Below are 26,651 nucleotides of genomic sequence, written 5' to 3'. Positions count from 1 at the left end.
AAGAAGGACCACCCTCCCCCACGCCTCGCAGGCTCGGCGCGGGCCCCTGACGGGTGGCCATCAGCGGCAGCCACAGCCGGCGAGCGCCGCGGCGACGTCGTCCAGGGCCGTCTCGGTGGTGCTGAGGCTGCCCGCGGCGCCGTCGGCGAGGACGGCGAAGGCCAGCAGCCGGCCGTCGGCGGTCAGCACCGTGCCGGCCAGGTCGTTGACGGCCAGCAGGGTGCCGGTCTTGGCGCGCACGGCCCCGGGGATGCCGTCCCCGTCGCCCTCCCGCTCGGCGAGGGTGCCGTCGTAGCCGGCGACCGGCAGCCCGGACAACAGCCCGGCAGCGTCCGGGACCGTGCCGTCGGAGGCGGCTCGAACCACGTCGACCAGCAGCCGGGCCGGGACCAGGTCCTGCTGGGACAGCCCGCTGCCGTCGAACAAGGTGAGCCCGGTGGTGTCCAGGCCGGCGTCGGCGACCGCGGAGGTGATGGCCTGGGCAGCGCCGGCGAAGGTGGCCGGCAGGCCGCGGGCGATGGCCACGTGCCGGGCGAGCGACTCGGCCAGCAGGTTGTCCGAGGCGGTGAGCGCCTGCTCGACCAGCCGCTCGACCGGCGCCGACTCGACGGTGGCCAGCGTCGCCGCACCGGCCGGAGCGGTGCCGAGGACGACGGCGGCGTCCGGGGCGCCGAGCGCGGTGGCCAGTGCCTGCCCGGCGTCGGCGCCCGGGGCGCCGCTGCGCTGGCTACTGCCGGGGTCGACCCGGGCGCCGTCCACGGCAGTGGCGGTGACCGGGGCGGCGTAGGTGGAGGGGGCGTCGTCCGGCCCCCAGCCGGGCGCGGTCAGCGGGCCGCTGAACAGCGAGCTGTCGACGACGACGCGGGTGACCGGGGCCCCGCCCAGCTGCGCCTGCACCTGCGCGGCCAGGTCGTCGACGGTGGCCGCGCCCGGATAGGCCACCGATGGCGCGGTCGTGGACAGCGTCGGGTCGCCCCCGCCGACGAGCACGACCTCGCCCGGGGTCGCGCCGGCCACCACGGTGGTGGACAGCGTGCTGGCCGGGTCGACGGTGGTGAGGGTGGCCAGTGCGGTGAGCAGCTTGGCGGTGGACGCCGGCGTGCTCGGGTCCCGGGCGTCCTGGGCGAACAACACCTCGCCGGTGGCCACGTCGACGACCTGGGCGGACAGCCCGGCGCCCAGCGCCGGATCGCTCAGCAGCGGGGTCAGCACGGCGGCCAGCGCGGCCGGGTCGGGGACCAGGGCGGCGGTGGAGAGTGCGGCCAGCACCGGGGTGGGCTCGCCGAGGTCGGGCAGGACGGCATCGGGCACTGGCTCCGCCGCCGTGGGGTCGCTGCGGTCGCCCAGGAAGGTGATCGCCGCGACGGCGGCAACAGCCAGGACGACGACCGCGACCAGGGCGGCCAGCAGCACCCGGCCCCGGCGTCGCCCCGGGCGCTCGGCGGATGCTGCTGCTGCGCGGCCGGCGCCGCGGCGGGCGGGCGGCACGGCGGGGGTCGCACCGGTCCGCCGGGACGCCCGGGTGGGGCGCGGGACAGGCGCCAGCCGGCTGTCCACGGGCACCGGCGGCGGCTCGGGGCCTCCGGCGGCGGCGGGGCGCGGGGTGGGGACCGGCCGCGGGGTCAGCTCCGTGGTCGGGACCGGAGCGGGTGGCTGCGGCCAGACCGGTGCGTCGACCCCCGGCTCCGGCGCCCAGCTCACCGGCCACGCGGGTTCCTCTGCCGCGGGCGGTTCGAGGTCGGCCACGGGCGGGGGCACGAGCTCCGACTCTGCCGGCACGACAGGCGCCGGCACGGGCTCCAGGTCCGGCTCGGGCTCCTCTGCCACGACCGGCTCCGGCTCGGGCTCTCCCCCCACGACGAACCCTGGCTCCCGCTCGACGGGCACCTCGGACTCGGGAACGGTGTCCCCCGCCGGGGAGCTGTCGTCCACGGCGTCGGCCGGGGGCTCCTCGTCGACCTGGCGCTCCTCCTCGATCCGGAGCTGAGCGCCGGCGCCGGGAGCCGCCCCGCCGGGGGTGGCCGCTTGAGCCTCTGCATCCTGGGGAGGCGCCGGAGACCCGGCTGCCGGGGCGCCGTCCGAAGTGGTCGGGGCTCCGTGATAGTCCGGGCTCACCGGGGCATCGTCGTCCGGAACCGGCGGCGGAGCCGCGACCCCCGGGGTGACCGGCGCGTCGTCCGGGAGCCGTACAGCGCCGTCCTCGGACGCTGAGCCAGAACCCGATGAGATGCCCCTCACCCCCTCGAGCGACCTCACCGAGCACGGTCCGACGGTCGTACGACAGACTATCGGGCGTGCAGTTCGACGTGACGGTAGAGATTCCCAAGGGCCAGCGGAACAAGTACGAGCTGGACCACGCCACCGGACGCATCCGTCTCGACCGGATGCTGTTCACCTCGACCCGGTACCCGGCTGACTACGGGTACATCGAGGAGACGCTCGGGATGGACGGTGACCCCCTCGACGCCCTTGTCCTGCTGGAGGAGCCGACGTTCCCCGGGTGCCTCATCACCTGCCGGGCGATCGGCATGTTCCGGATGACCGACGAGAAGGGCGGGGACGACAAGGTCCTCACCGTTCCCGCGACCGACCCGCGGATGGCCCACCTCAAGGACATCAACGACGTGTCGGAGTTCGACCGGCTGGAGATCCAGCACTTCTTCGAGACCTACAAGGACCTCGAGCCGGGCAAGAGCGTCGAGGGTGCCGACTGGGTCGGTCGCGAAGCGGCCGAGGCCGAGATCGAGGCCTCCCGGCAGCGCGCGCTCGACACGCCGATGCACTGACCCCACCGCGTCCGACAGCGCCCCGGTCCCCCTCGTGGGGGCCGGGGCGCTCGTTCTCGTGCGTGAGGGACGCCCGACGGACCTGGCTGGGGACGGAGGAGAGCCGCCTGTCGGAATCGAACCGACGACCTTCTCATCACGAGCGCGCCCGGGGCTTCACCGGGCACCGCCGGGTGCCGCTGTGCCAGACCGTTTTGCCAGCTCAGGGGCGGTGTCGGAGACCGCCTTCGACCATCGAGAACCAGGTACCGCTGGACACGGCGTGACCATCTCGTGCCCAGCTTCTCCCCCGCTGAGCCGGTGTCAGAACCCTTCGCGACGCTGCCGACCGCCGCTCGAGCCCCCGGCTCGACCGGTGGGCGGTCGGGCGGTGCGGAGGGAGCTGTCAGTGACCGGAACGGTGTTCAAGCGGTGCCCGTGCCCGCCGGTCCTCGACGCGGGCGGCCGGCGGAAGAGCTGCCCGAAGCGGCACGGGTCGTAGTTCTTCGTCCATGACGTCCGCGACCCCTCCGGACGGCGACGGCAGGTCCGGCGGGGCGGCTACGAGACCGCCGCTGACGCCCAGGTCGCGCTACAGGCCTCGTTGACGGCGACGGGACAGGGCGTGCGGGTGCTGGACCAGCGCCGAATCACGGTGGCCGGCTACCTGGAGGGCTGGCTGGAGCGGAAGAAGGACACCGGCCGGTCCGCCCCTCGACCGCGTTGCACACGCAGCAGCACCTGCGGGACTACTGGATCCCGCTGCTGGGTCACTTTCGGCTCTCGGACCTGACCGTGGACGACGTCGACCGGGCGCGGGTCTCGTTGCGCCGGCAGGGCACCCGTCGCCAGCGGTTGTCGCCGTCCTCGGTGCGCCGGATCCACGCCACCCTGCGGTCGGCGCTGAACGACGCCGTCCGTCGCCGCATGCTCCGGTACAACCCGGCGGCGCTGGCCGAGCTGGAACCCATGCGCCGACCCGAAGTACGGCCCTGGGAGCCCGAGGAACTCGGCGCGTTCCTCGACATCGCCGCCGGCCACCGGCTGGGTGTGCTGTTCGAGGTGCTCGCGATGACGGGGCTCCGTCGCGGTGAGGTGGTGGGTCTGCGCTGGGGTGACGTACACCTGGACAAACGGGTGCTCTGAGTTCGCCAGGCGGTGGTGCAGGTCGGCTACGAGAGCGTGGTCGGGCAACCCAAGACGGCCAGCGGTGAGGACCGGCGGGTGGATCTCGACGCCGCGACGGTCGGCTCGCTGATCGCCCACAGGCTCCAGCAGGACGCGGAGAGGGCCGCGTTCGGCACGGCCTACGAGGACCACGACGTGGTCTTCGCCCGCGAGGACGGGTCCTACCTCAAGCCCGAGGTCGTCTCCAAGACGTTCCGGGCGCTGGTCGCCGAAGCAGGGCTGCGGCGGGTGCGGCTGCACGACCTCCGGCACGGGCAGGCGTCGATCATGCTGGCGGCGGGCGTCGACATGACCGTCATCTCCAAACACCTCGGGCACTCCGGCATCCGGATCACCTCGGACACCTATACGCATCTGCTGGAAGGCGTGGGCCGACAGGCGGCCGAGGCCGCGGCTTGCACTCGTCCCGCGTGGAGCATCGGCGGGAGCCGGAGCTGGCCATCCGGGTGACGTTCCGGCGGGCAGCGTCACCCCTGCGCTCGCCGTATGACCGGTCGACTTGGGGTCAGGAGGTGACCGGCGTGGTCGACTCCTGCTGCGGCAAGCCCAGGAAGGCCCGGAGACCGGCGGTGGGCACGACCCACTGCCGGCCGACCCGGCAGGCAGGGAACAGAAGCTCGCCGCGGCCTGCCAGCGCATAGGCCGTCGTAGATCCGACGCCGAGGGCGATGCGGCAGGCAGTCACCAGGTCGGTCCGGACACCGAGGTCGTCGACGTCCTGGACCCCCAGCGCGCGCGACCGCGCGGAGCGGCCGGCAGCTGCACTATCAGGACTGTCGCCCCTGCCGGGAGCAGCCCAGAGATGCCATTTCCCGGCATCGGCGGTCGCGGACGCGGGTTTGAGCGGATCGCCCGAAGACCGCGGGGGTCGCGCCACCCGCCGGCCATCGGGACCCCGCAGATGGTCAGCTGCTCGTTGTCCACGCCCGTCCTCCCCTGCTGCCGAGCCCACCTGGTACGGGGCGGCCCTGACTCAAGAGGCGTCGATGACGGCCTCCTACTGACTGCCGCGATGCACCGGTCGCCGCTGTCGGTCCGCTTCGGTTCAGCTGGCGCTTCCGGAAGCTGGCCGAGGTCGGGTGACAGACACCGCGGCGCATCGGCGAAAAACTCGTCACGACGAATCGCGTGGGCCTGGACGCAAGGGGTGCGACGGCTGCGGTCTTGGTGTTGTCCAGGTGGAGACATGCGGTGGGACTGGAATCGCTGGGCTGCCGGCTCGAGGTGGCAGCGTCGCCTGGCCGCAGGCAGCGGGAGACGCCGCGTGGGGCAGCGCAGACGGATAGCGTCTGTCTGCCGGCCGTGACCGCGACGGGGAACACTGGCGCCATGGCCAAGCGAGCGGACGCAGGAGTGGACGCGCCCCACCGTCAGGCCCAGAAGGCCGTGCTGTCGGGCCTCCGCCGCGGCGAAGGCCGTGCTGTCGGGCTACCGCCGCGGCGACGACGTTCAGGACCTCGTCGGCGCCCTGGCCCCTCACCATGTGGGCGGTTCCTTCACGCCGGACGTCGCCATGCTCGATCTCGCGGTCACCGCCCTGGATCTCGCCTGCCCGGTCGGCGGGAAACCCCTGGCCTACGAAGGGCTGCAGGGGCGCCACTTGCCCGAGGCGACGTTCGGCGGCCGCGTCGAGCACCGCAACAGTCAGTACGCCCTCTACGCCGCCGCCTGCATGCGCGGCGGCCTGCGGCCAGATCTACTCCACGACGCCGGCTGGTGGCAGTCCCCGCTGTGGACCTACGCGCTCTTCGTCGCCGTGATCTACGCCCGGGCAGCCGCCGAGCGTCTCGACGTCCGCGCGACCCAGATCGCCCAGCGAATCGCCGCGCCACATGGCATCACCCTTTCTGCCACCACTTGACCTGTTCAACGCTGGTTGGGCCTGTTCCGCTGGGCGTCCGAGCGCTGTCCGGCTCCGAGGGCGGATATCCCGCCTCCGGCACGGATCGCCGAGCGAGGAGCGCCCTGGAGTGGATGGTGCCCTGAAGGCGGCCTCTGCCTCGGCCGTCGCCGCCTGGGTCAACGATCGAGCCACCGCCGTCGGAGCCGCGCTCGACGCCCGGTTCTCCCGCCCCGGCGGCTCCCGCGCAGTGGCCCTCGGCGACTCCTTCACCGCCTACGCCGGCGGCGTGGTGTCCAACGGCGGCATACTCGCCGTCGGCCCAGACCGACAGCAAGGGCTTGGGCCGCACTGTCGAGCCCGAGCTCAACCGGGCAGTGTGACCGAAGACCACGCGCCGAACCACTGCTCGGCGCCGTAGTCCTCGAACCGTTTCACCTCTGTGAACCCCAGCTTCGCCGCGAGGCGCATCGCGCGGTCGTTGGCGGCCTGGGTGCAGAGCACCACCGGCTCGCTGGGGAGCGCGCCGGCGAACCAGTCGAGTGCGGCTGCGCACGCCTCGGCGGCGTACCCACGTCCCCACGCCTCCGGCAGGAACAGGTAGCCGAGCGCGGCCTCACCGGCCTCCGGACGGACGTGACCCGGATGCTCTGCGCCGCGCCGGTCGAACGTGATGTAGCCGATCATCGCTCCGTCGAGATCGACCACGAAACAGCCGGGGCGCCGCCCGGGCACCTCGGGCACCGCGCGCTCAAGCTCATCAGGCGGTCGGGCGCCACCGATGTACGTGCCTACCTGAGGCGAGGCGAACAGCTCGATGAACGCCGCACGGTCCCGAGCCTCGGACTGACGAAGCGTGAGCCGCTCGGTCCTGATCGGGGCAGGTAGCCAAGCGACAGGTCCGAGCTCGGTCACGGCGGGCAGCCTATCGCGCGCAAGCGCCAGGCAGGAGCCACGGACGACCGGCACCGCAGCCGCTCTTGACCCGTCGGCGCCGCGGATTCGCCCAACGAGTCCGGATGGCCTCGCATGGGCGGGCCTCCGACCGTTCGCTCGTGCTCGGCCGGTGCAGTCGTGACCCGAAGGGGCGCAACGTGCCAACTTGGGAGCCAGCACGGGTTCAGCGGCCTCGACCAGCGCACCAGTTCCCTTTGGCTGATTCGGCCTGCTGGACCAGTCGCCGGCTGCCAGACCCGCGGCGTGCACCGTGCCCGACCGCCATGCGCTCGCAGTCGTTGATGTGTCCCTGAGTGGGCCGCTCAGGGCGACGACTGTTGGTGTTCGGTCCCGCTGTCGAAGTACGCGTCCAGGTACTCCGAAGGACCCAGGTCGCTCGTGCGCATCAGCGAGAACACCTCCGCACCGTCGCCCGGCGAGTCGAACAGATGGAAAGACTGAGCCAAGCCGAGGTAGGTCGACGGGGAGTCCTCGATGGTGGCGGCGTACTGCCTCGCCTCGGTCTCCGCCCGCTCGATCGCCTCGTCAGCCGTGCTCGCCTGCCACAGAGTGACGCGCTCTTCGTAGGTCTGGCCCGCGGCCTTCGGTGGCCACTCCACGGAGAAAACGCACCGCACTGCGTACCAGCCTGACTCCGGGTCGTTCGTCACGACGAGGATGGTGTCAGGCCCGCGGTTTGGCGGACTGACAACCGCCCGATAGTGGGCCGCCCAGGGCGACGGGGACCGGCGACTCGCTGCACGCGGTGCGGCCCCGGGCGCGCGCCCGGCTGGGACTGCGATGCGCTCGCCGCGCCGCGCCGCGACAGATGGTCGGTCCGTTCGCCTGCCACGACCACCGTGCGACACCGAAGACCGGAATCGACCGGATGCAGTCCCGTTCCCAACTCGTGCCCAGTCAGCCCCAGAAGTCGGCCTTGAGCGGGTCGACCCGGTGCGAACAGGCTGGTCGGGTGCGAGCCGCCTGTCGGAATCGAACCGACGACCTTCTCATTACGAGTGAGATGCTCTACCGACTGAGCTAAGGCGGCGGGCGTGCGGCGCCGAGCTTACGGCACCCCCTGCCCCGTCCTGCGGACCCCCGGGGGCGCCGCGAGCTGTCAGGCGGGCAGCCGCAGCGCCACGGTGAGCGCTTCGATGGCGATCTGCGGCTTGACGTTCTGCTCGACCGCCGTGCGCGCGGCCAGGATGGCGTCGATCCGTCTCAGCGCGCCCTCCGGGCCGATCCGGCGGGCCAGTTCAGCGGCGTCGGCGCGTCGGTCCGGGTGCGCGAGGGTGACCGGTGTCTCCCCCGCCGACGCCTCGACCACGCTGATCACCAGCGCGTCCCGGTAGAGGGCGGCCAGGTCGACCAGCGCCCGGTCCAGCGAGTCGCGCCCGAGCCGGGTGGCCCGCGACTTCTGCCGCTTCTCCAGCTCCTTGAGCACGCCGGCGCCCCGGCTGGCCGCAGCGACGCCCGGCCCGCGGGCACCGACGCCCAGGCTCGCCTTCACCGCGTCGGTCTCCACCCCGTCGACCGCGGCGGTCGCCCGGTCGGACTCCTCCTTCGCCGAGCCGACCAGGTCGTCGGCGGCGTTGAGGCAGGCGGCCAGCGAGACCAGTGACAGCGGGATGTCCAGCACGGCCTTGCGAGCCAGCCGGGCCGACTCGTCGCGGGCCAGGTGCCGGGCCCGGCCGACGTGGCCACCGGCCGCGGCCGCCGACCACGCCGCCAACGCGGGGTCGATGCCGTCCCGGCGCACCAGCACCTCGGCGACGGCGTCGACCGGCGGGGTGCGCAACCCCACCACCCGGCAGCGGGAGCGGATGGTGACCGGCACGTCGTCGGGGTGCAGCGAGGGCGCGCAGAGCAGGAAGACTGTGCGCGGCGGCGGCTCCTCGAGCATCTTCAGCACGGTGTTGCCGGCCTGCTCGGTCATCCGGTCGGCGTCCTCGACCACGATGATCTGCCACCGTCCCTGGGACGGCGCCCGGCCGGCCACCCGCACCAGCTCACGGACCTCGGCGACCCCGATGGACAGCCCCTCCGGCACCACCCGGTGCACGTCGGCGTGGCTGCCGCTCAGTGCTGTGCGGCAGGCATGACAGGTGCCGTCACCCCCCTGCGGGCACTGCAGCGCGGCCGCGAAGGCCCGGGCGGCGACCGAGCGGCCCGAACCGGGCGGGCCGGTGAACAGCCAGGCGTGGGTCATCGACGCCGGCTGGGCCACGGCCGCCTGCAGCTCGGCGACCACGTCGGGCTGGCCGATGACGTCGGCCCAGACCCCGGGGGTTAGGCCGGCCGGCGGGGCACTCACTGGTGCGACTGCACGGTGGCGCCGTGCGGGCTGCGCGGCGCCCGCTCCCCCTCCGGCACCGTCTGCACCGGCAGACCGGCCAGCAGACCCCTGACCCGGGCCTGGATCGCGGCGGCCAGTTCCTCGGGGGAACGGGTCGCGTCGAGCACCAGGTACCGGTCGGGCGAGGACTCGGCCAGCGCGGCGAAGGTGCGCCGCACCCGCTGGTGGAAGTCCAGGGACTCCGCCTCCAACCGGTCCGCGGTGGCCCGGCCGCGGGCGCGGGCCAACCCGGTCTCCGGCGGCAGGTCCAGCAGCACCGTGAGGTCGGGCTGCAGCCCCTGGGTGGCCCAGCGGGAGATGGAGCGGACGTCGTCCATGGGGATGGTGCGGCCAGCACCCTGGTAAGCCAGCGAGCTGTCGACGAACCTGTCGGTGATGACCACCTCCCCCGCGTCGAGGGCCGGGCGGAGCACGTCATGCACGTGTTGGGCCCGGTCGGCGGCGTACAGCAGCGCCTCCGCCCGTGCGGACAGCCCGGCGCTCGCCGGGTCCAGCACGATCGAGCGGATGCCGGCCCCCGAGGCGGTGGCCCCCGGCTCGAAGGTCGACCGGGCGAGGAAACCCTCCTGCGCCAGCCACTCTTGCAACTGCCGCACCTGGGTGGACTTGCCGGCGCCCTCGCCGCCCTCGAAGGCGATGAGCACCCCGCCGCCGGCCAGCCGGCGCCGCGCGGTGGTGTCCCGGCGCAGCGCGGTGACGACGTCGGCGACCAGCGGCACCGGGCGGCCGTCGTCCATCTGCCGGTAGGCGACCACCCCGACGCCCACGGCGAGGACGCCGGCGATCAGCAGCATGATCCGTTCCCCGGTGACCGGGAAGACGAACGCGCCGACGTCGACCTGGTGCTGGCCGAGCAGGCCGACCCCGAAGGGAACCAGCGCAAGGGACAGGATCAGCGCGGCCCGCACCAGGGACTGGACCAGCGCGAACGTGCGGCCGCGGATCGCGTCGTCGATCTCGGTGCCCAGCAGGGTGAACCCGGCGAGGTAGGCGATGCCGGCGAAGAAGCCCATCAGCACGACCAGCAGCAGGGCGATCCACAGCGCGAAGGTGCAGGCCAACAGGACGACGACCACGCCGGCGCCGACGATCGCCACGCCGAACAACCGCTCGCGGGCCAGGTCACGGGCGACGCTGGGGCCCAGCGCGATGCCGATGCCCAGCCCGATGAACACCGCCCCGAACAGCAGCCCGTAGGCCGCCTGCCCGCCACCCAGGGCGTTGGCGAACGCCTGGCCGGTGGCGATGACGACGCCGGCGGCGACGAACGCGCCGGTGATGCCGACGACCAGCCCGCGGACCAGGGGGGTGTGCCCGGCGAAGGAGAAGCCGTGCCGCAGCGACCCCAGGAAGCTCTCGCCGGTGATCTGCTCCCCGACGGCGCGGCGCCCGCTGATCGAGGGGAGGTTCCAGATGACGACCGCGGCGACGAGGAAGGTGAGCGCGTTGAGGTACAGCGCGAGGTCGACCTCGTTGACGTCGGGCAGCATGCCGCTGACACCCCCGCCGATGCTGGTGAGCAGCGCGAACACGGCCGCCGCCAGCACCGGGGTCAACCCGTAGGTGGTGACCAGGGAGAGCTGGTTGGCCGGCTCCATCTGGTCCTTGCGCAGCATGTTCGGGACCGCGGCGTCCTTGGCCGGGATCCAGAAGAGGCTGAGCGCCTCGATGATGAACTGGGCGACGAACAGCCAGACCAGGTTGTTGACCAACGGGATCGAGGCGAAGAAGGCGAAGCGCAGGACGTCGGTGACCACCATCGTCTTGCGCCGGTCGAACCGGTCGGCGAAGGCGCCGGCGAGCGGGCCCAGCAGGATCGCCGGCAGCAGCCGGAACAACAGCACCGCGCCGAGCGCGTAGTTCTTGCCCGCGAAGCTGTCGACCAGCGACGTCGCGGTCGCGGTGATCGCCAGCAGGCCCAGCCAGTCACCGAAGCTGGACAGCGACATCGACAGCCACAGCTTGCGGAAGTCGCGCACCCGCAGCACCGCACGCAGCTTGGCGACCAGGCTGAGCGGGTTCGGCGCGCCCTCGTGGTCGTCGGTGGTCACCGCGCCCGAGCTGCGCAGCTCGTTGTCCAGCGGCTCATCGTGCAGCCCGGCCAGCGAGGCCACCCCCTCGTCCTGGGCGGTCGGCAGCCCGGCCGAGGAGAGCCCGTCGGCGGGGACGGAGATACCCGGCCCGGTGACGGCGTCCGGCGCCGGGACGGCGACACCGTCGGGCGGACCGCCTGCAGCGGGACGGCTCGGGAACGAACCGGCCGTCGGGTCGGAGCTGATCGAGACCCCCGGAGGTGGGTTGGCGCTGGGTGCGGTCGGGCGTGGGCTCGGCGCAGCAACCGTACCGGCCGGCACCGACGCGACTGCCCCTTCCCGCTCCGGAGCTACCCTCGGCCGCGTGCCGGACCGAGGAGCGCCTGCGTGGGACCCCGCCGCCTACCTGAGCTTCGCCGACGAGCGCGCCCGCCCCTTCGCCGACCTGCTCGGCCGGGTCGGCGCCGAGCACCCGGCCGTGGTGGTGGACCTGGGCTGTGGCGACGGGTCGGTCACCGCGAAGCTTCTGCGGCGCTGGCCGCGGGCGCGCGTCACCGGCGTCGACAGCTCCGCGAGCATGCTGGCCGCGGCGGCCGAGCACGCCGTGCCCGGCCGGCTGGAGTTCACCCGGGCCGACGTCCGCGACTGGCTGCCGGACGGGCCGATAGACGTCCTGGTCAGCAACGCCACGCTGCACTGGGTCCCCGAGCACCCCGAGCTGCTGGCCGGCTGGGCGGCGGCCGTTCCGCCGGGCGGCTGGCTGGCGCTTCAGGTGCCCGGCAACTTCCGCGCCCCCTCGCACGCCCTGCTGGCCCAGCTGTGCCGCTCAACACGGTGGGTGGCGCAGCTCGCCGACGCCGCGCCGGACCCGGACGCCGCCCTGCCGCCGGCCGGCTATCTCGACGTGCTCACCGGAGCGGGGCTGGCTGCCGACGCTTGGGAGACCACCTATCTGCATGTGCTGACCGGGGAGGACGCGGTGCTGCGCTGGGTGGGCGGGACCGCGCTGCGCCCGGTGCTCGCCGGGCTCGACGAGGAGGCAGCCGCATCGTTCACTGCCGAGTACGCCGCCGCCCTGCGGGAGGCGTACCCCCCACGGGACGACGGGACGACGGTGCTGCCCTTCCGCCGGGTGTTCGCCGTGGGGCACCGGGCGAGTTGAGGCGCCCGGCCCGGGTCAGCGGGGGGTGAGTCGGTACGCCCGGGTCGTGTACGGCAGCTCGAGCTGCTCGCGACCGCCGGTGTCGGGGTGGGTGGCCAGCAGGTCGCGGACCCGGCCGAGGAATTCCGCCCGGCGCGCGCCGTCCATGGTGGCCACGTAGCTGCGGGTGCCGATGCCGCCGACGACCTGTTCCGGCCTGATCCGCTGGATGATCGCGGAGTCGGCCACCTCGACGGTGGCGGGCAACTCGGTGGCGAACCGGTCGACGACGCCCTGGTCGGCCTCGTGGTCGCGTGCCTCGACGGCCAGCAGCTCGCCCAGGGCATGCACCCAGGGCACCCGCTCGTCGCGGGTGTTCCAGATCAGCCCGACCACCCCGCCCGGGCGCAGCACCCGGCGCAGCTCGACCGCCGCCGGCGCCGGGTCGAACCAGTGCGCGGCCTGGCCGGCGACGACGGCGTCCACCGATGCGTCCGGCAGCGGCACGGCCTCTGCTCCCCCCTCGCCCGTCTGCACCTGCGGCAGCCGGTGCCGCAGCTGGAAGAGCATCGGCGGCGACGGGTCGACGGCGACCACCTCGTGCCCGGCGGCCAGCAGGACGTCGGTGAGCAGCCCGGTGCCGGCGCCCAGGTCGAGCACCCGCAGGGCCCGATCGCCCAGCATGAACGCGACCGCGTCGGCCGGATATCCCGGGCGCAGCGCGGCGTAGTCGGCCGCGACCGAGCCGAACGACGTCCGGCGCTCCTGCCAGCCCTCCACCGCGCCCGACCTCAGCCGGCCGGAACGGTGTCGGCGGCAGCCTTCGCCGCCGCCTTCTTGGCGGTCGTCTTCTTCGCCTCCGCCTTCTTCGCCGGGGCCTTCTTGGCCGCCGTCTTCTTGGCGGCCTTCTTCTTCACCGGTGCCCGCTCCCGTCGGTCGGCCAGCAGCTCGGCGGCCCGCTCGAGGGTGATCGTCTCGATGTCGTCGCCCTTGCGCAGGCTGGCGTTGTGTTCACCGTCGGTGACGTAGGGCCCGAAGCGGCCCTCTCGCACGGTGACCTGGCCCTCGCTCACCGGGTCGGCGCCGAGCTCCTTCAGCGGCGCCGCGGCGGCGGCGCGGCCACGCTGCTTGGGCTGGGCGAAGATCACCAGCGCCTCGTCCAGGGTGATCGTGAACAGCGCCTCCTCACTCGGCAGGGAGCGGGAGTCGGTGCCCTTCTTCACGTAGGGCCCGTAGCGGCCGTTGAGCGCCTGGATCTCCTCGCCCTCCGGCGTGCTGCCCACGATGCGCGGCAGGGTGAGCAGCTGCAGCGCCTGCTCCAGGGTCACCGTCTCCGGCGACATGGTCTTGAACAGGCTCGCCGTGCGGGGGCTCTCTTTGCTGCCCTCGGGGACGACGGTCGTGACGTAGGGCCCGTACCGGCCGGCCTTCACGGCCACCGGGTGCCCGGTCTCCGGGTCGGTGCCCAGCTCACGGTCGCTGGACGGGGCGTCCAGCAGCTCGGTGACCCGCTCGCTGGTGAGCTCGTCGGGAGCGATCTCGTCCGGGATGCTCACTCGGGCGCCGTCCTCGCCACCGGCCTGCAGGTAGGGCCCGTACCGGCCGACCCGCACGACGACCGGATCGCCGTTGGGCGCGGTGGCCCGCAGCGGGATTGAGTTCACGCCGCGGGCGTCGATCTCCTCCAGCCGCTGCCCGACGACCGACTTCAGTCCGCCGGAGGCGGCGATGCCGCCGGCGTGGCCGCCCTCGCCGCCGAAGTAGAACTCGGTGAGCCAGTCGACCCGGCGCAGTGTGCCCCCGGCGATCTCATCCAGCTCGTTCTCCAGCCGGGCGGTGAAGTCGTAGTCGACCAGCGCCGCGAAGTGCTGCTCGAGCAGGTTGACGACGGCGAACGCGACGAAGGTCGGCACCAGCGCCGAGCCCTTCTTCCACACGTACCCGCGGTCCTGGATGGTCTGCATGATCGAGGCGTAGGTGGATGGCCGGCCGATCTCCAGCTCCTGCAGCCGGGCGGTGAGGCTGGGCTCGGTGTAGCGCGCCGGCGGGCTGGTGGTGTGTCCCCGGGGGTCGAGCTCGCGGGTGTCCAGCCGCTGGCCCCGCTCCACCCGCGGCAGCCGGCGCTCGCTGTCGTCGGCCTCGGCATCGTCGGTGCCGTGTCCCTCGTCCCGCCCCTCGACATAGGCCCGCAGGAAGCCGGGGAAGGTGATGGTGCGCCCCGAGGCGGTGAACTCCACGGTCTCGCCGGTGCTGGAGCTGCCGGCCAACCGGATGCTCAGGGTCTTGCCCACGGCGTTGGCCATTTGGGAGGCGATGGTGCGCTGCCAGATCAGCTCGTAGAGACGGAACTCGTCGCGGGCCAGCTGCCCGGCCAGCTGGCCGGGGGTCCGGAAGGAGTCACCGGCCGGACGGATGGCCTCGTGCGCCTCCTGGGCACCTTTGGCCTTGGTCGCGTAGCGACGCGGCTCCGCGGGGACGTAGGCGTCCCCGTAGAGCTCGGCGGCCTGCCTGCGGGCGGCGGTGATCGCCTCGGTGGACAGGTTGGTCGAATCGGTCCGCATGTAGGTGATGTGGCCGTTCTCGTACAGCCGCTGGGCGACCCGCATGACCTGCGCCGAAGACCAGCCCAGCTTGCGGCCGGCCTCCATCTGCAGGGTGGAGGTGATGAACGGCGCGTAGGGCTTGCGGGTGTAGTCCTTCTCCTCGACCCGGCTCACGGTGACCGGGCGACCTTCCAGGCGCGCCGCCAGCCCCCGGGCACCGGCCTCGTCGAGATGAACGACGTTGCTGGTGACGGCACCGGTGTCGGCGTCGAAGTCGCGGCCGGTGGCGACCCGGCTGTCGTCGACGGTCACCAGCCGGGCTCGCAGGGTCGTCGGCTCCCCCGCATCGGCGTCGGCACGCCGGTCGGCCACCTCGAATAGGCCGTCGAGGCTCCAGTAGTCGGCGGCGGTGAAACGCATCCTGGCACGTTCGCGCTCGACGACGATGCGCGTGGCCACCGACTGCACGCGACCAGCCGAGAGCTTGGGCAGCACCTTCTTCCACAGCACGGGTGAGACCTCGTAGCCGTAGAGCCGGTCGAGGATCCGGCGGGTCTCCTGCGCGTCGACCAGCGCGGTGTCCAGCTCACGGGGGTTGGCCACCGCCCGGGCGATCGCCTCCCGGGTGATCTCGTGGAAGACCATCCGGCGGACCGGGACGGTCGGCTTGAGGGTGTCGATGAGGTGCCAGGCGATGGCCTCGCCCTCGCGGTCCTCATCGGTGGCGAGGTAGATCTCGCTGGCGTCCTTGACCAGCTGCTTGAGCCGGGTGACCTGCTGCCGGCGGTCGGGGCTCACCACGTACAGCGGAGAGAACCCGTTGTCGACGTCGACGCCCAGCCGGGCCCACGACTCCCCCTTGTGCGCCGCCGGCACGTCCGCGGCGTTGCGCGGCAGGTCGCGGATGTGCCCGACGCTGGCCTCGACGACATAGTCAGCGCCCAGATAGCCCGCGATCTTGGTCGCCTTCGTCGGCGACTCCACGATGACCAGCGGCTTGCCACCGCCCGCGGCGGCACGCTTGCGGGGCGTGCGGGTACCGGCGGCCGAGTCGGTTGTGGTTGCGGACTTCGCGGTCTTGGTGGGCGGCACGGTGCTCCTGTCGGGGTGCTGACTGCAGGCGCCGGGACGGACCCGGACGCACGCGGCTGCACTGGACGTGCACCCGCTCGGCGAGGCCACGGTAGGCCACGGCCTCCCGGCACGGCCGGACGGCGAGGCGACACGGGCGCGCCGCAATCGGCACAACGACTGGCGCGGACGGCTGTTCCCGCGCGTTCGGCAGCCGGTCAACCGGGATCCCGGCGGCCCGCCACGACCTCGCCGATCGCGGCCAGGGTCGGCCGATCGGCGTCGTAGTAATGGGCGTGCCCCTGGGTGGGGTCGGTGGGCAGCTCGACGTCGCCGAACCAGGGGTCGGTGGGGCCGGACCCGAAGCCGGCCGTCACCGCGACCAGGTCGGCCGGGGACCAGGCGCCGTAGATTTCCGGGGCCTCCAGGTCCCGCGCCGTCCACCCCTCCACGCCGGGGCTGCCCAGCAGGACGACCGCGTCGGCCGCCAGCCGGCCGGGCTGCCGGGCCGCGCGGCCGGTGACCAGCGTGCCGTAGCTGTGGGCCAGCACCGTCGTGCGCGGCGGCGGTGCCGCCCCGGGAGCGGAGCGGGCGGCCGCCAGCCCGTCGAGAGCGCCGTCCAGGGCGGGTGCCGCGCGGTCGGCGGCCCAGCGGAATGGTGCGCCGAGCAGGTGCGGCGTCCGGTAGCCGAGCCAGACGACCGTCGCCACGGCCAGTCCGGGGGCGGCCGCCGTGGCCGCGGCCGCCACGTCGGCGGCGTCGTCGGTGACGTTGCGGAGGTCGTCGGCCGGCGTCGTGCGGATACCGGGGACCAGCAGCGCGACCGCCGCGGCGGTGTCGACGTTCCCCAGGGACAACGAGACCAGGTCCCCGGCGGGGTCGAACTGCAGGAGCCGGACCGGCTGTCCGGCGCCCTCCCGGTGGCGCACCTCGGCGGCGACGGCGGTGGCCATGTCGCGCGCGCCGCCAGGCGGCAGCTCCCCCAGGGAGCGGTCCAGCAGCCGCCGGTTGGCCAGGTCCCGTGCCCAGCCGGGCAGTCCGTCCAGTCCGCCCACCTTGCCAGGCCTCGTGGCGACCACGGCCCGCTGCTGCGCGGCCGACAGCCCCGCCCACCAGGTGGCCACTGCGCCCGGCCCGCGGTCGCCGGGCAGCGGTGGCGGTGGCGGTGGCGGTGGCGGTGGCGGGACGATGGGGCCGACCGGGGCGAGCCGCGCGGTGAGGTCGTCGAAGCCCACCGCGCCGGGCCCGGCGGCCTGGCGGAGGCGGCCGACCGGCTCCGCGGCGGAGTGCACCGCGATGAGCGTCCGGGTGGCCGCCGCGAGTGCCTCGTCGGCCAGCGCGCCTGACCGCGCAGTGGTCAGCCGACGGTCGGCCCGGTCGCCCGGCGGCAGCACGGCGGTGGGCCCGCCGGCCTCGGGGAGCGGCTTCCCGGTGCTGTCGAGGGGCACTCCCCCGGCCGCGGCGACCGACAGCGCGGCGGAGGCCAGGTGCTGGGCCTCGGCCGCGTCCGTCACCGCGGCGGCCAGGAGGCCGGAGGCGGCGTCCAGCGCGGTTCGCACCCTGCTGGTGACCGCGGACAGCTCGACGAGGGCGGCCGCGGCGGCCGTGCCGGCCGGACCGGACCAGCACTCGGCACCACCGAACTGCCGGCCGACAGCATCGAGCCGCACCCGCCAGGGCACCAGCCGCTGAATCACCAGGCCCAGGGTGCCGACCGCGCCACGGAGCAGGGGGACGTCCCAGCCGGCCACCTCGGTCAGCGTCGGGGCGCCGGTCACCGGGCACCTGCGACCAGCCGACCGCCGACGATCTCGCGGCCCAGCCCGGCATCAGCGCTGCGGTAGGCGGCCAGGGCGGCATCCACCGTGGCCGCCACCGCCAGCGTCCGGCCGGCCAGCGCGGTCACCACCGCCGTCCAGTCGGCGCCGACGTCCCCTGCGGCCAGGCCACCCACTCCGCCCAGCGCCTCGCCCAGCGACCGGCCGGTCGACGCGCAGAGCTCCGCCTCCTCCGCCAGCTGGCGACCCAGCGCGGTCAGCTCCTCCAGCAGGACGGCGAGGACGTCGAGCTGCACGGAGATCAGGTGGGACACGGTGCCTCCCGGCGTTGCCGCGGCCCCGGGACGGGACCGACACGGCGACGCTAGGAAGACCGGTGGTCCCGCGGGCGCCGTCATCCACAGCCGGCTCCGCCGTCCACAACCGTCGGGCAGGGGTGGCGCCGCCGCGTCCCACGACCGGCTGACCCCGCGCAACCGGGCGCAGGCGACCGCCCGGCCCGGCAATCGTCCCAGCGGCGTCCGGCGCCTCAGCGACCTTCGGCTTCACCGGGGAGACGCGCGCCCACCGAACGGTCCTCGTCGAGGCGGTCGTCGCTCAGCTCGCGCCGCGGACCGGCCTGCCGCGCCGTCGAGTCGCCGTCCCCGCCGACCACGACCGAGCGCCGCTTGCTCACCACGACCGACCCCACGATGATCGCGACAGCGACCAGCGCGATGAGCACCCGGACGGCGGTGTTCGCGTCGTCCCCCGCGGTCAGCCCCACGACGGCCGGCGCGATCAGCAGCGCGACCAGGTTCATCACCTTGATCAGCGGGTTGATCGCCGGCCCGGCGGTGTCCTTGAACGGATCGCCGACGGTGTCGCCGATGACGGTGGCGGCATGGGCCTCGCTGCCCTTCCCGCCGTAGGCGCCGTCCTCCACCATCTTCTTCGCGTTGTCCCAGGCACCGCCGGAGTTGGCCAGGAAGACCGCCATCAGCGTGCCGGTGGCGATGGCGCCCACCAGGTAGGCGGCCAGCGGCCCGAAGCCCAGCCCGAAGCCGACGGCGACCGGGGCGAGGACGGCGAGCAGGCCAGGGGTGGCCAGTTCCCGCAACGAGTCCTTGGTGCAGATGTCGACGACCGCGCCGTAGTCGGGGCGCTCGGAGTAGTCCATGATCCCGGGCCGGGTACGGAACTGCTCGCGGACCTCGAACACCACCCGGCCGGCGGCGCGGGAGACGGCGCTGATCGCCAGGCCGGAGAAGAAGAAGACGACCGCGGCGCCGATGACCGCGCCGACGACGTTGTTGGGTGAGACCAGCGTGAAGGCGTCTCCCAGCGTCGCGCCTGCGTTGTCCAGCGCATCGCCGATGCTGGCGTTGTAGGAGCCGAAGAGCGCGGTCGCGGCCAGCACCGCGGTGGCGATCGCGATGCCCTTGGTGATCGCCTTGGTCGTGTTGCCGACAGCGTCGAGGTCGGTGAGCACCTGGGCGCCCTCCTCGTCGATGTCGCCGGACATTTCGGCGATGCCCTGGGCGTTGTCGCTGACCGGCCCGAAGGTATCCATGGCGACGATCACCCCGGCCGTGGTCAGCAGCCCGCAGCCGGCCAGCGCGACGGCGTACAGGGCCGCGGCCCCACCGATCAGGAAGGCGCCGTAGACGGCCGCGCCGATGAGCAGCGCCGCGTACACGGCGGACTCCAGGCCCAGCGAGATGCCCGAGAGGATGACGGTGGCCGGCCCGGTGAGGGAGCTGCGGGTGACGTCGCGGACCGGCTTGCGCGTCGTCCCGGTGAAGTAGCCGGTGAGCAGCTGGATGGCCGCAGCCAGCACGATGCCGATGAGGACCGAGACGAACCCGAGGACCTGCGGGCTGACGGAGACGTCCAGCCCGTCGGAGATCGCCGGGAGGATGGTGAAGGAGGCGACCGCGACCAGGATCAGCGAGACGACCGCGGAGGTGAAGAAGCCGCGGTTGATCGGCGCCATCCAGGACCGGTCGTTTGCGGTGGGATTGCTGGCCAGGACGCCGACCGCCGAGGCGATGATCCCGACCGCGGAGACGACCAGTGGGAACACCATGCCGACGGCGCCGAAGAAGACCTGGCCCAGGATCAGCGCGGCGACCAGGGTGACCGCGTAGGACTCGAAGAGGTCCGCGGCCATGCCCGCGCAGTCGCCCACGTTGTCCCCGACGTTGTCGGCGATCGTGGCGGCGTTGCGCGGGTCGTCCTCGGGGATGCCGGCCTCGACCTTGCCGACCAGGTCGGCGCCGACGTCGGCGGCCTTGGTGAAGATGCCGCCGCCGACCCGCATGAACATCGCCAGCAGTGCGCCGCCGAAACCGAAGCCCTCGAGCACCACGGGCGCGGTCTCCTGGAAGAGCAACAGGGCCAGCGAAGCGCCGAACAGGCCCAGGCCCACCGTCATCATCCCGCAGACCCCACCGGTGCGGATCGCGGTGCGGAACGCCGGCCGGTGCCCGCCGGCCGCCGCGGCGGCGGCCACGCGCACGTTGGCGCGGGTGGCCAGCGTCATCCCGATGAACCCGACCATCGCCGAGAAGAGGGCCCCCAGCAGGAAGAACACCGCGCGGCCCAGCCGGGTGCCCAGCCCACCGTCGGAGACGGGCAGGACCAGCAGCAGCACGAAGACGATGGCGGCGAAGACCGCCAGAGTCCGGAACTGCCGTCGGAGGAATGCGCCGGCACCCTCCTGGATCGCCTTGGCGATCTCCTGCATCTTCGCCGTCCCCTGGTCCGCGGCGATGACAGCCCGCGACAGATAGACGGCGAAGCCGAGCGCGGCCAGGGAGATGACGAGGACGACCGCCACGAGGGCGTTGTCGCCCCCGGACAGGGTGGGGTCTGGCATTCGGGTCCTCCACGGCGAGACGGGGTCACACTTTGTCGGGACCTGCTCGGGCTCGCACCCGGGACGGTCGCGGCGTGGCTGCACTGTGCCGTAGCGGCGAGCCCACCGCCAGACCCCTCCGTGATCTGACTCACACCGTAGGTGAACCCGCACCTCCGCGCCCGCACCTTGCGGAGGGGTGTGACAGTGGGGTGGTGACGTCGCTGCACCCTTCCCCGGTCGCGACCGACGGGCAGGGCGCGGTTCCTGGGGCCGCGCCCGCCGCGCTCCCCGGTGCGGACCTGCTCGAGGCGCTGCTGTCCGACACCGATCCCGAGCACGACCCGGTCACCCATGTGCACCGGCTGCCCGCGCGGGACCCCCGGGTCTCCGAGTGGCCGGCCTGGGTGGGCCCCCAGCTGCGCGGCCGGCTGGCCGAGCGGGGCGTGCTGGCACCCTTCAGCCACCAGGTGGCCGCCGCCGAGCTGGCCCGCTCCGGGCGGCACGTCGTGGTGGCCACCGGAACGGCGTCGGGCAAGTCGCTGGCCTACCAGCTGCCGGCGCTGACCGCCCTGGCCGAGGACCCCCGTGCCTGCGCGCTCTACCTCGCCCCGACCAAGGCGCTGGCTCGCGACCAGCTGGCCTCGGTGGCCGCGCTGGCGGACTCCTCGGTGCGGCCGGCCGCCTACGACGGGGACACCCCGATGGAGGAGCGGGACTGGGTCCGCCGCCACTCGCGGTGGATCGTGACCAACCCCGACATGCTGCACCGGGGCGTGCTGCCGGCCCACCAGAAGTGGTCGAGCACGCTGCGCCGGGTCACCTACGTGGTGGTCGACGAGTGCCACGCCTACCGCGGGGTGTTCGGCTCGCACGTCGGGCACGTGCTGCGGCGGCTGCGCCGCATCTGCCGCCGCTACGGCGCGAACCCGGTGTTCGTGCTCGCCTCGGCCACCGTGGCCGATCCCGCCGCGGCGGCCTCCCGGCTGGTGGGCGCGCCGGTCACCGCGGTGACCGAGGACGGCTCGCCGCGGCCGGGGGTGACCTTCGCCCTGTGGGAGCCGCCGCTGACCGAGCGCACCGGGGAGCACGGCGCGCCCCTGCGGCGCTCCGCGGTCGCCGACGCCGCTGGACTGCTCGCCGACCTGGTGGAGCGGGGCGCCCGCACCCTGGCGTTCGTCCGCTCCCGCCGCAGCGCCGAGTCCGTCGCCGACCAGGCCCGCCGGGTGCTGGTCGAGCGGGGCCGGGCCGACCTGGCTCCGCGGGTGGACTCCTACCGCGGCGGCTACCTCCCCGAAGAGCGTCGGGAGCTGGAGCGGGCGCTGTCGAGCGGGGCCCTGCTGGGCGTGGCCACCACCAATGCCCTGGAGCTCGGCATCGACATCGCCGGCCTGGACGCCGTCGTGCTGGCCGGCTACCCGGGCACCCTGGCGTCGCTGTGGCAGCAGGCCGGCCGTGCCGGGCGGGCACAGCGGGAGTCGCTGGTGGTTTTCATCGCCCGGGACGACCCGCTGGACCACTACCTCGCCCACCACCCCCGCGCGGTCTTCGGCCGCCCGGTCGAGGCCACGGTCACCGACCCGACCAACCCCTACGTGCTGGGGCCGCAGCTGTGCTGCGCCGCCGCGGAGCTCCCGTTGCTGCCCGAGGAACTCACGGACTTCGGCGGCGCCGCAGCCGAGGCGCAGGTCGCCGAACTGGTGGCCGCCGGGCAGCTCCGGTCGCGGCCGACCGGTTTCTACTGGGCCGGCCGCGGCCGGCCCGACGTCGACATCCGCGGCGACGGCGCCGCCCCCGTCTCAATCATCGAGGGGTCCACCGGCCGGCTGCTCGGCACCGTGGACGGCGGCGCCGCGCACGCGACCGTGCACGGAGGTGCGCTGTACGTGCACCGCGGCGAGACCTACGTCGTCGACGAGTTCGACGTCCAGGACGCCTGCGCCGTCGTGCACCCGGAAAGCCCGGAGTGGACGACGGTGGCCCGGGACGTCACCGACCTCACCGTCGTCTCCACCGACCGCACCCGCCGGCTGGGCACGGTGACGGCGCACACCGGCGTGGTCCACGTGACCAACCAGGTGGTGGCCTACCAGCGCCGGCGTCTGGGCACCGGCGAGGTGCTCGCCGAGTTCCCGCTGGACCTGCCGCCCCGGCAGCTGCGCACCCGGGCCGTCTGGTTGACCTTCGACGAACGGGCCATCGCCCGGGCCGACCTGGACGACGTCTCGGTGCCCGGGTCGCTGCACGCCGCCGAGCACGCCTCGATCGGCATCCTGCCGCTGCTGGCCACCTGCGATCGCTGGGACCTCGGTGGGGTGTCGACTGCGCTGCACCCGGACACCGGGGCGGCCACGATCGTCGTCTACGACGGCCACCCCGGCGGCGCCGGTTTCGCCGAACGCGGGTTCGCGGTGCTGCGGCAGTGGCTGCAGGCGACCCGGGCGACGGTGGCCAGCTGCGAGTGCGAGGCCGGCTGCCCCTCCTGCGTCCAGTCGCCCAAGTGCGGCAACGGCAACGACCCACTGGACAAGGCGGGGGCGGTCCGGGTGCTCGACGTCGTCCTGGACGAGTTGGCCGCGGCCGCGGACCGGGAGCTCGACGAGCAGACCGACGGCGGTCGGGATTTGGCCGCGGACGTGCCCTCGGAGGCGGATCGAACCCCAGTCGCGGGGCCGGCATCCAACCTACCCGCCGACGACGCAGCCGAAGCCGGAGCCGGGGCCTCGCTGCGCCGGCGCAGCGACGGCGCGAGCGGCCGGGGCCGCCCGACCCAGGGGGACGACCGGACCGACATCGGGCGGCGGGCCGCCGGGGCGGACGACGGGCCCGCCAGGGGCCCGAGCGATGACCTGAGCGACGACCTGGTCTTCTGAGTCGGCGGCCGGCTTACCGGCTCCTTCGGTGACCTTGGGCGGCGCCGGGCCGGCGCGCGCCCGGCCGGGCGCGTCGAGCACGCCGAGCGGACCCAGCCGGACCGGGACCCGCACCCGGACCTCGACCACCGCGCCGGCGGCCACGGTGCAGCTGTCGACGGTGGCGCCGTTGGCCGCGGCGACCCGGCCGGCGACGTCACAGGCCTGCGGGTCCCCGACGACGGCCCGCCCGGCGGCGGCCAGCGCGGCCAGGTCGGCCGCCGTGCCGGCCCGGTGCCGCCCGATCACCGCGGCTCCGACGAGCACGGCGGCCATCCCGACGGCCGCGAGCAGCCCGGCGAGCGCCACCATCCACACGGTCGCCGACCCGCGTTCACCGTCGTCCGGTCTCACGGGCCCGCACCACGTACGCCCGGCTCCACGACGGCACTGGCCGAGGCGTGCACCTGCAGCCGCAACGGCAGAGGGCCCAGCGGCTGCACCGTGGCGGCCACCGTGACCGTGACCGTGTCCTGCCCGCCGGCCACGGTCGTCCGGGCACCGTCCGGCACCGCACGGCCGGCGAGCTCGGTGACCACCGCGACCGGCTCCCCGCGGGCCGCCGCCCGGGCACCCTCCCGGGCGGCGTCGACGCACCGCAGCTGGCTGCCCACCACGACGACCGCGGCCACCGCGGCGGCCAGCACGAACAGCAGCACCGGCAGGACCACCGCGGTCTCGGCGGTGACCATCCCGGCCTCCCGGTCGGGGCGAGGGCGGAGGGGTGGGCGGAGGGGTGGGCGGACCACGGTCAGGACAGGGTCGACAGCGCGGACTGCACCAGGTCGCCGAGAGCGGCGACCACCGATCCACCGGTGACGACCTTGTAGAGCACGGCTGCGAAGGCGCACGCGGCCACGGTGCCGACGGCGTACTCCGCGGTGCTCATCCCGGCCTCGCCGGAGTCCGGCGGCCCCGCCCACCGGTCGGCCAGCGCCCGGCGCACGGATCGCCGCGCGCCGTCGCCGCCAGGCGGCTGGTCTCCGCTCGCCCGCGGTTCGTCCTCGATGATCGCCATGGCTCTCCCTCCCGCGGGCCGGCGGCCGGCCCGTCCCGGTCAGCCTGCGGCGATCCGGCGACCGGACCCAGCGATCCCGGCGACCTGTGGAACGCCACCCCGGCTGGGGACGGCGGCTGGCGGACCGGCCGCCGCTGTGCTGGCCCACGACGCGTCCTCACGACCCGGCGCCGAAGACGTCCGCGGCGATGCCGAGCACCAGCGGCACGACGCCCAGGCAGAGGAACGCGGGGAGGAAACACAGCCCGAGCGGCGCCAGCACCCACACCCCGGCCCGCCGCACCGAGGCCTCCACGGCGCTGCGCTGGGCACTGCGGACGTCGGCAGCCAGCCGGTGTAGCGCGGGGACCACAGTGGAGCCGGACTCCCCCGCGCGCACCAGCACCCGGCCCAGCGCCTCCGTCCCCTGCGGCGCCCCGGCCCAGGCCTGCCGTGGCGCGGCCCCCAGCCGGTACAGCGCACCGACCTCGGCCAGCCACTCCCCGAGCGGCCCCGGCACAGCGGTGGCCACCGCGGCGACCGCGGCCGAGGTCGGCGTCCCGGCGGCCAGGCAGACGGCCAGCAGGTCACAGGCCACCGGCAGGTCGCGCCGGACGGCCGCCCCCACCTCGCCGGCAGCCGTCGGGCTGCTGCGCAGCAGCCGCTCCGTGCCCACGGCCACCCCGGCGGCGGCCAGCAGACCCAGCACGCCACCGCCCAGCAGCGCGCCGGCCGCCAGCCCCGCCACCCCAGCCGCTGCCCAGCGGCGCACCGGTCCGGGCGGCGCGTCCGCCCGGACCTGCCGGACCCGCCCGGGGGCCGGGACGAGCACGCGGATCCGCGCCCGCCGGCCGGCCCCGGGCGGACGCCAGAGCAACAGGGCGGCCGACAGCAGGACCAGGCCGGCGACCGGGCCAGAGCTCATCGCCGCACCGCGCGCTGCACCAACCGGGCCGACCAGGCCAACCCGGCGCCCTCCAGCGCGACCCCGGCCACGAGCAGAACCGTGCCGGGGCCCGTGGTGGTGAGCACCCGCCACGGGTCGGCGCCCACCCCGCTGCCCATCAGCAGCCCGAGCACCGGCAACCCGGCCAGCACGCTCGCGCTGGCCCGCGGCCCGGCGACGGCGGCCCGCAGCTCGGTCTCCGCGCGGACCCGCGCCCGCAGGTCATCCTCCACGGCGGTCACCACGGCGGCCAGCGAGCAGCCGGTGCGGGCGCTCAACCGGACGGCGCAGGCCACCCGGGTCAGCACCGCCCCGGTCTGCGCCGGCGCTGCGGTGTCCGGGTCGACGCCCAGCCGCAGGACCGGGCCCAATGCCGCCGCCACGGTCGGCTCGGGGCAGCCGGCCACCGCGGTGCCGGCTGCGTCGTCCACGGAACGCCCGGCCCGCAGCTCGGCCGCCAGCACGCCGAGCGCCTCGGCCAGCGCCGCGATCTGCCGTTGCTCCGCGGCGGTCCGACGCCGCCCCTGCACCGCCCGCACCCCGAGGGCGGTGCACCCGCCCGCCAGCCCGGCGACCACGACGGTGGACAGCACCGCGCCGGCGGAGACGGCCAGAACGGCAGCCAGCCAAGGGGCCGCCCGCCGGTCGACCAGCGCTCCGCCCGCACCTGGGCGGCCGAGCGCCGGGGTCCGCAGCCGGGCCGGCCGGTGCGCCGACCGGCGGGGCGGCCAGGCGAGCGCGGCGGCGGCCAGGCAGAACAGCACCCCACTCATCCGGGCACCCGGCAGGCCAGCAGGTCCGCCAGCTCGTCGCGGGCTGGGCACGGAGCCCCGTCGGCCCGCCAGCCGGGCACCACCTCGATGAGCTCGCGGGAGCGACGCACGACGGCCACCTCGGCGACCTGCCGCCCGGTGGTGCCGCGCCGCAGGTGCACCACCAGGGCCAGCGCGGCGGCCGCCTGGCTGTGCACCGCCTCCCGGCCGAGGCCGGCTGCGACGCCGAGCGCCTCGAGGCGCGCCGGCACCTCGGCGGCCCGGTTGACGTGCAGGGTGCCGCAGCCGCCGTCGTGCCCCGTGTTGAGCGCGGCAAGCAGGGCGCAATGTCGTCGTTTGGCTCGTTACAATCAACAGGTGAGACGGGTTTATCGTCGGCTGCGCGTAGCCATCTACTGCCGGATTTCCAGCGACCGTGACGGCGAGGGGCTTGGCGTCGAGCGGAGGTTGTCCCGGGTCTCGTGGAAGTTGAGGTGGCGGTCCCCCGCCTGCACCGGCCGTGAGGTAGGTGTTGGGCGTCCGCCAAGACT

At 74.5% G+C, this 26,651-nt stretch carries 22 protein-coding genes, 1 tRNA gene and 1 pseudogene; 6 read left to right on the top strand and 18 right to left on the bottom strand.

Annotation, left to right across the window (positions count from 1 at the left end):
• Positions 1–60 precede the first annotated feature (60 nt).
• Positions 61–2,115 carry a D-alanyl-D-alanine carboxypeptidase/D-alanyl-D-alanine endopeptidase gene (dacB, locus tag BLW04_RS04355; protein ID WP_254781047.1) on the bottom strand — a complete coding sequence of 685 codons (2,055 nt, stop codon included), beginning with the start codon at positions 2,113–2,115 and terminating at the stop codon, positions 61–63.
• A 179-nt stretch (positions 2,116–2,294) separates the two neighbouring features.
• Between dacB and BLW04_RS04350 the strand changes: the two genes are divergently transcribed.
• The 3 genes from BLW04_RS04350 (at position 2,295) to BLW04_RS04340 (ending at position 4,403) form a co-directional block, all read left to right on the top strand.
• Positions 2,295–2,786 (top strand): inorganic diphosphatase, encoded by a 492-nt coding sequence (locus tag BLW04_RS04350; RefSeq protein WP_091537568.1) that lies wholly within the window; start codon positions 2,295–2,297, stop codon positions 2,784–2,786.
• A gap of 702 nt (positions 2,787–3,488) precedes the next feature.
• Positions 3,489–3,911 carry a tyrosine-type recombinase/integrase gene (locus BLW04_RS04345; RefSeq protein ID WP_091537567.1) on the top strand — a complete coding sequence of 141 codons (423 nt, stop codon included), beginning with the start codon at positions 3,489–3,491 and terminating at the stop codon, positions 3,909–3,911.
• 12 nt (positions 3,912–3,923) lie between these two features.
• Positions 3,924–4,403: a site-specific integrase gene (locus BLW04_RS04340; protein WP_091537566.1), complete on the top strand. Its 480-nt coding sequence runs from the start codon at positions 3,924–3,926 to the stop codon at positions 4,401–4,403.
• Between the two features lie 55 nt (positions 4,404–4,458).
• Here BLW04_RS04340 and BLW04_RS04335 read toward each other — a convergent pair whose 3' ends face one another.
• Positions 4,459–4,638, bottom strand: coding sequence for a helix-turn-helix domain-containing protein (locus BLW04_RS04335; protein WP_217630834.1), 180 nt, complete (start codon positions 4,636–4,638; stop codon positions 4,459–4,461).
• 732 nt (positions 4,639–5,370) lie between these two features.
• Here BLW04_RS04335 and BLW04_RS04330 point away from each other — a divergent pair.
• Complete coding sequence (locus BLW04_RS04330) at positions 5,371–5,814, top strand: hypothetical protein (protein ID WP_091537565.1); 444 nt, start codon at positions 5,371–5,373, stop codon at positions 5,812–5,814.
• Between the two features lie 345 nt (positions 5,815–6,159).
• Here BLW04_RS04330 and BLW04_RS04325 read toward each other — a convergent pair whose 3' ends face one another.
• The 5 genes from BLW04_RS04325 to tmk form a co-directional block, all read right to left on the bottom strand.
• Positions 6,160–6,708, bottom strand: coding sequence for a GNAT family N-acetyltransferase (locus BLW04_RS04325; RefSeq protein WP_091537564.1), 549 nt, complete (start codon positions 6,706–6,708; stop codon positions 6,160–6,162).
• 344 nt (positions 6,709–7,052) lie between these two features.
• On the bottom strand, positions 7,053–7,400 hold the full coding sequence (locus BLW04_RS04320; protein WP_091537563.1) for a DUF4288 domain-containing protein: 348 nt from the start codon (positions 7,398–7,400) through the stop codon (positions 7,053–7,055).
• Between the two features lie 307 nt (positions 7,401–7,707).
• Positions 7,708–7,780, bottom strand: a tRNA-Thr gene (locus BLW04_RS04315).
• A 69-nt stretch (positions 7,781–7,849) separates the two neighbouring features.
• Positions 7,850–9,046 (bottom strand): DNA polymerase III subunit delta', encoded by a 1,197-nt coding sequence (locus BLW04_RS04310; RefSeq protein WP_091537562.1) that lies wholly within the window; start codon positions 9,044–9,046, stop codon positions 7,850–7,852.
• Positions 9,043–11,442, bottom strand: coding sequence for a dTMP kinase (gene tmk, locus BLW04_RS04305; protein WP_254781046.1), 2,400 nt, complete (start codon positions 11,440–11,442; stop codon positions 9,043–9,045). The genes BLW04_RS04310 and tmk overlap by 4 nt, the downstream gene beginning before the upstream one ends.
• Before the next feature lie 43 nt (positions 11,443–11,485).
• On the opposite strand from tmk, the gene BLW04_RS04300 reads away from it, so the two are divergent.
• Entirely contained in the window at positions 11,486–12,283 is a 798-nt protein-coding gene (locus BLW04_RS04300) for a trans-aconitate 2-methyltransferase (protein WP_091537561.1), read from the top strand.
• A gap of 15 nt (positions 12,284–12,298) precedes the next feature.
• Here BLW04_RS04300 and BLW04_RS04295 read toward each other — a convergent pair whose 3' ends face one another.
• From BLW04_RS04295 to BLW04_RS04275, 5 genes are all read right to left on the bottom strand, one after another.
• On the bottom strand, positions 12,299–13,042 hold the full coding sequence (locus BLW04_RS04295) for a class I SAM-dependent methyltransferase (RefSeq protein ID WP_091537560.1): 744 nt from the start codon (positions 13,040–13,042) through the stop codon (positions 12,299–12,301).
• A gap of 11 nt (positions 13,043–13,053) precedes the next feature.
• Positions 13,054–15,897 carry a type I DNA topoisomerase gene (gene topA, locus BLW04_RS04290; RefSeq protein ID WP_091537559.1) on the bottom strand — a complete coding sequence of 948 codons (2,844 nt, stop codon included), beginning with the start codon at positions 15,895–15,897 and terminating at the stop codon, positions 13,054–13,056.
• Between the two features lie 197 nt (positions 15,898–16,094).
• A complete protein-coding gene (locus BLW04_RS29295) occupies positions 16,095–17,654 on the bottom strand; it encodes an alpha/beta hydrolase (protein ID WP_091537558.1) in 1,560 nt (519 codons plus the stop codon).
• Positions 17,651–17,968 (bottom strand): hypothetical protein, encoded by a 318-nt coding sequence (locus BLW04_RS04280; protein ID WP_091537557.1) that lies wholly within the window; start codon positions 17,966–17,968, stop codon positions 17,651–17,653. Before BLW04_RS04280 ends, BLW04_RS29295 begins: the two co-directional genes overlap by 4 nt.
• 215 nt (positions 17,969–18,183) lie before the next feature.
• Complete coding sequence (locus tag BLW04_RS04275; protein WP_175483897.1) at positions 18,184–20,514, bottom strand: sodium-translocating pyrophosphatase; 2,331 nt, start codon at positions 20,512–20,514, stop codon at positions 18,184–18,186.
• Positions 20,515–20,708: 194 nt separating this feature from the next.
• Between BLW04_RS04275 and BLW04_RS04270 the strand changes: the two genes are divergently transcribed.
• The gene (locus tag BLW04_RS04270) at positions 20,709–23,366 is read left to right on the top strand and encodes a DEAD/DEAH box helicase (RefSeq protein ID WP_254781045.1); all 2,658 of its coding nucleotides are present in this window, start codon (positions 20,709–20,711) and stop codon (positions 23,364–23,366) included.
• 57 nt (positions 23,367–23,423) lie between these two features.
• Here BLW04_RS04270 and BLW04_RS29110 read toward each other — a convergent pair.
• The 6 genes and pseudogenes from BLW04_RS29110 to BLW04_RS04235 all read right to left on the bottom strand — a co-directional run.
• Positions 23,424–23,759: pseudogene (locus tag BLW04_RS29110) on the bottom strand (Rv3654c family TadE-like protein); the annotation flags it as partial.
• A complete protein-coding gene (locus BLW04_RS04260; RefSeq protein WP_091537556.1) occupies positions 23,756–24,097 on the bottom strand; it encodes a TadE family type IV pilus minor pilin in 342 nt (113 codons plus the stop codon). The pseudogene BLW04_RS29110 and the gene BLW04_RS04260, both read right to left, overlap by 4 nt.
• Positions 24,098–24,156: 59 nt before the next feature.
• On the bottom strand, positions 24,157–24,423 hold the full coding sequence (locus BLW04_RS04255; RefSeq protein ID WP_091537555.1) for a DUF4244 domain-containing protein: 267 nt from the start codon (positions 24,421–24,423) through the stop codon (positions 24,157–24,159).
• 157 nt (positions 24,424–24,580) lie between these two features.
• Positions 24,581–25,327, bottom strand: coding sequence for a type II secretion system F family protein (locus tag BLW04_RS04250; RefSeq protein ID WP_091537554.1), 747 nt, complete (start codon positions 25,325–25,327; stop codon positions 24,581–24,583).
• Positions 25,324–26,121, bottom strand: coding sequence for a type II secretion system F family protein (locus BLW04_RS25685; protein WP_139306727.1), 798 nt, complete (start codon positions 26,119–26,121; stop codon positions 25,324–25,326). The genes BLW04_RS04250 and BLW04_RS25685 overlap by 4 nt, the downstream gene beginning before the upstream one ends.
• On the bottom strand, positions 26,118–26,441 hold the full coding sequence (locus tag BLW04_RS04235) for an ATPase, T2SS/T4P/T4SS family (protein WP_256375462.1): 324 nt from the start codon (positions 26,439–26,441) through the stop codon (positions 26,118–26,120). The genes BLW04_RS25685 and BLW04_RS04235 overlap by 4 nt, the downstream gene beginning before the upstream one ends.
• Between the last annotated feature and the right edge of the window lie 210 nt (positions 26,442–26,651).

The organism is Modestobacter sp. DSM 44400 (assembly GCF_900107175.1).
In the GTDB taxonomy this organism is placed as follows: Bacteria; Actinomycetota; Actinomycetes; order Mycobacteriales; family Geodermatophilaceae; genus Modestobacter.
The sequence above is the reverse complement of the archived record's forward strand: the minus strand, read 5'-3'. Positions and strand labels throughout refer to the sequence as shown.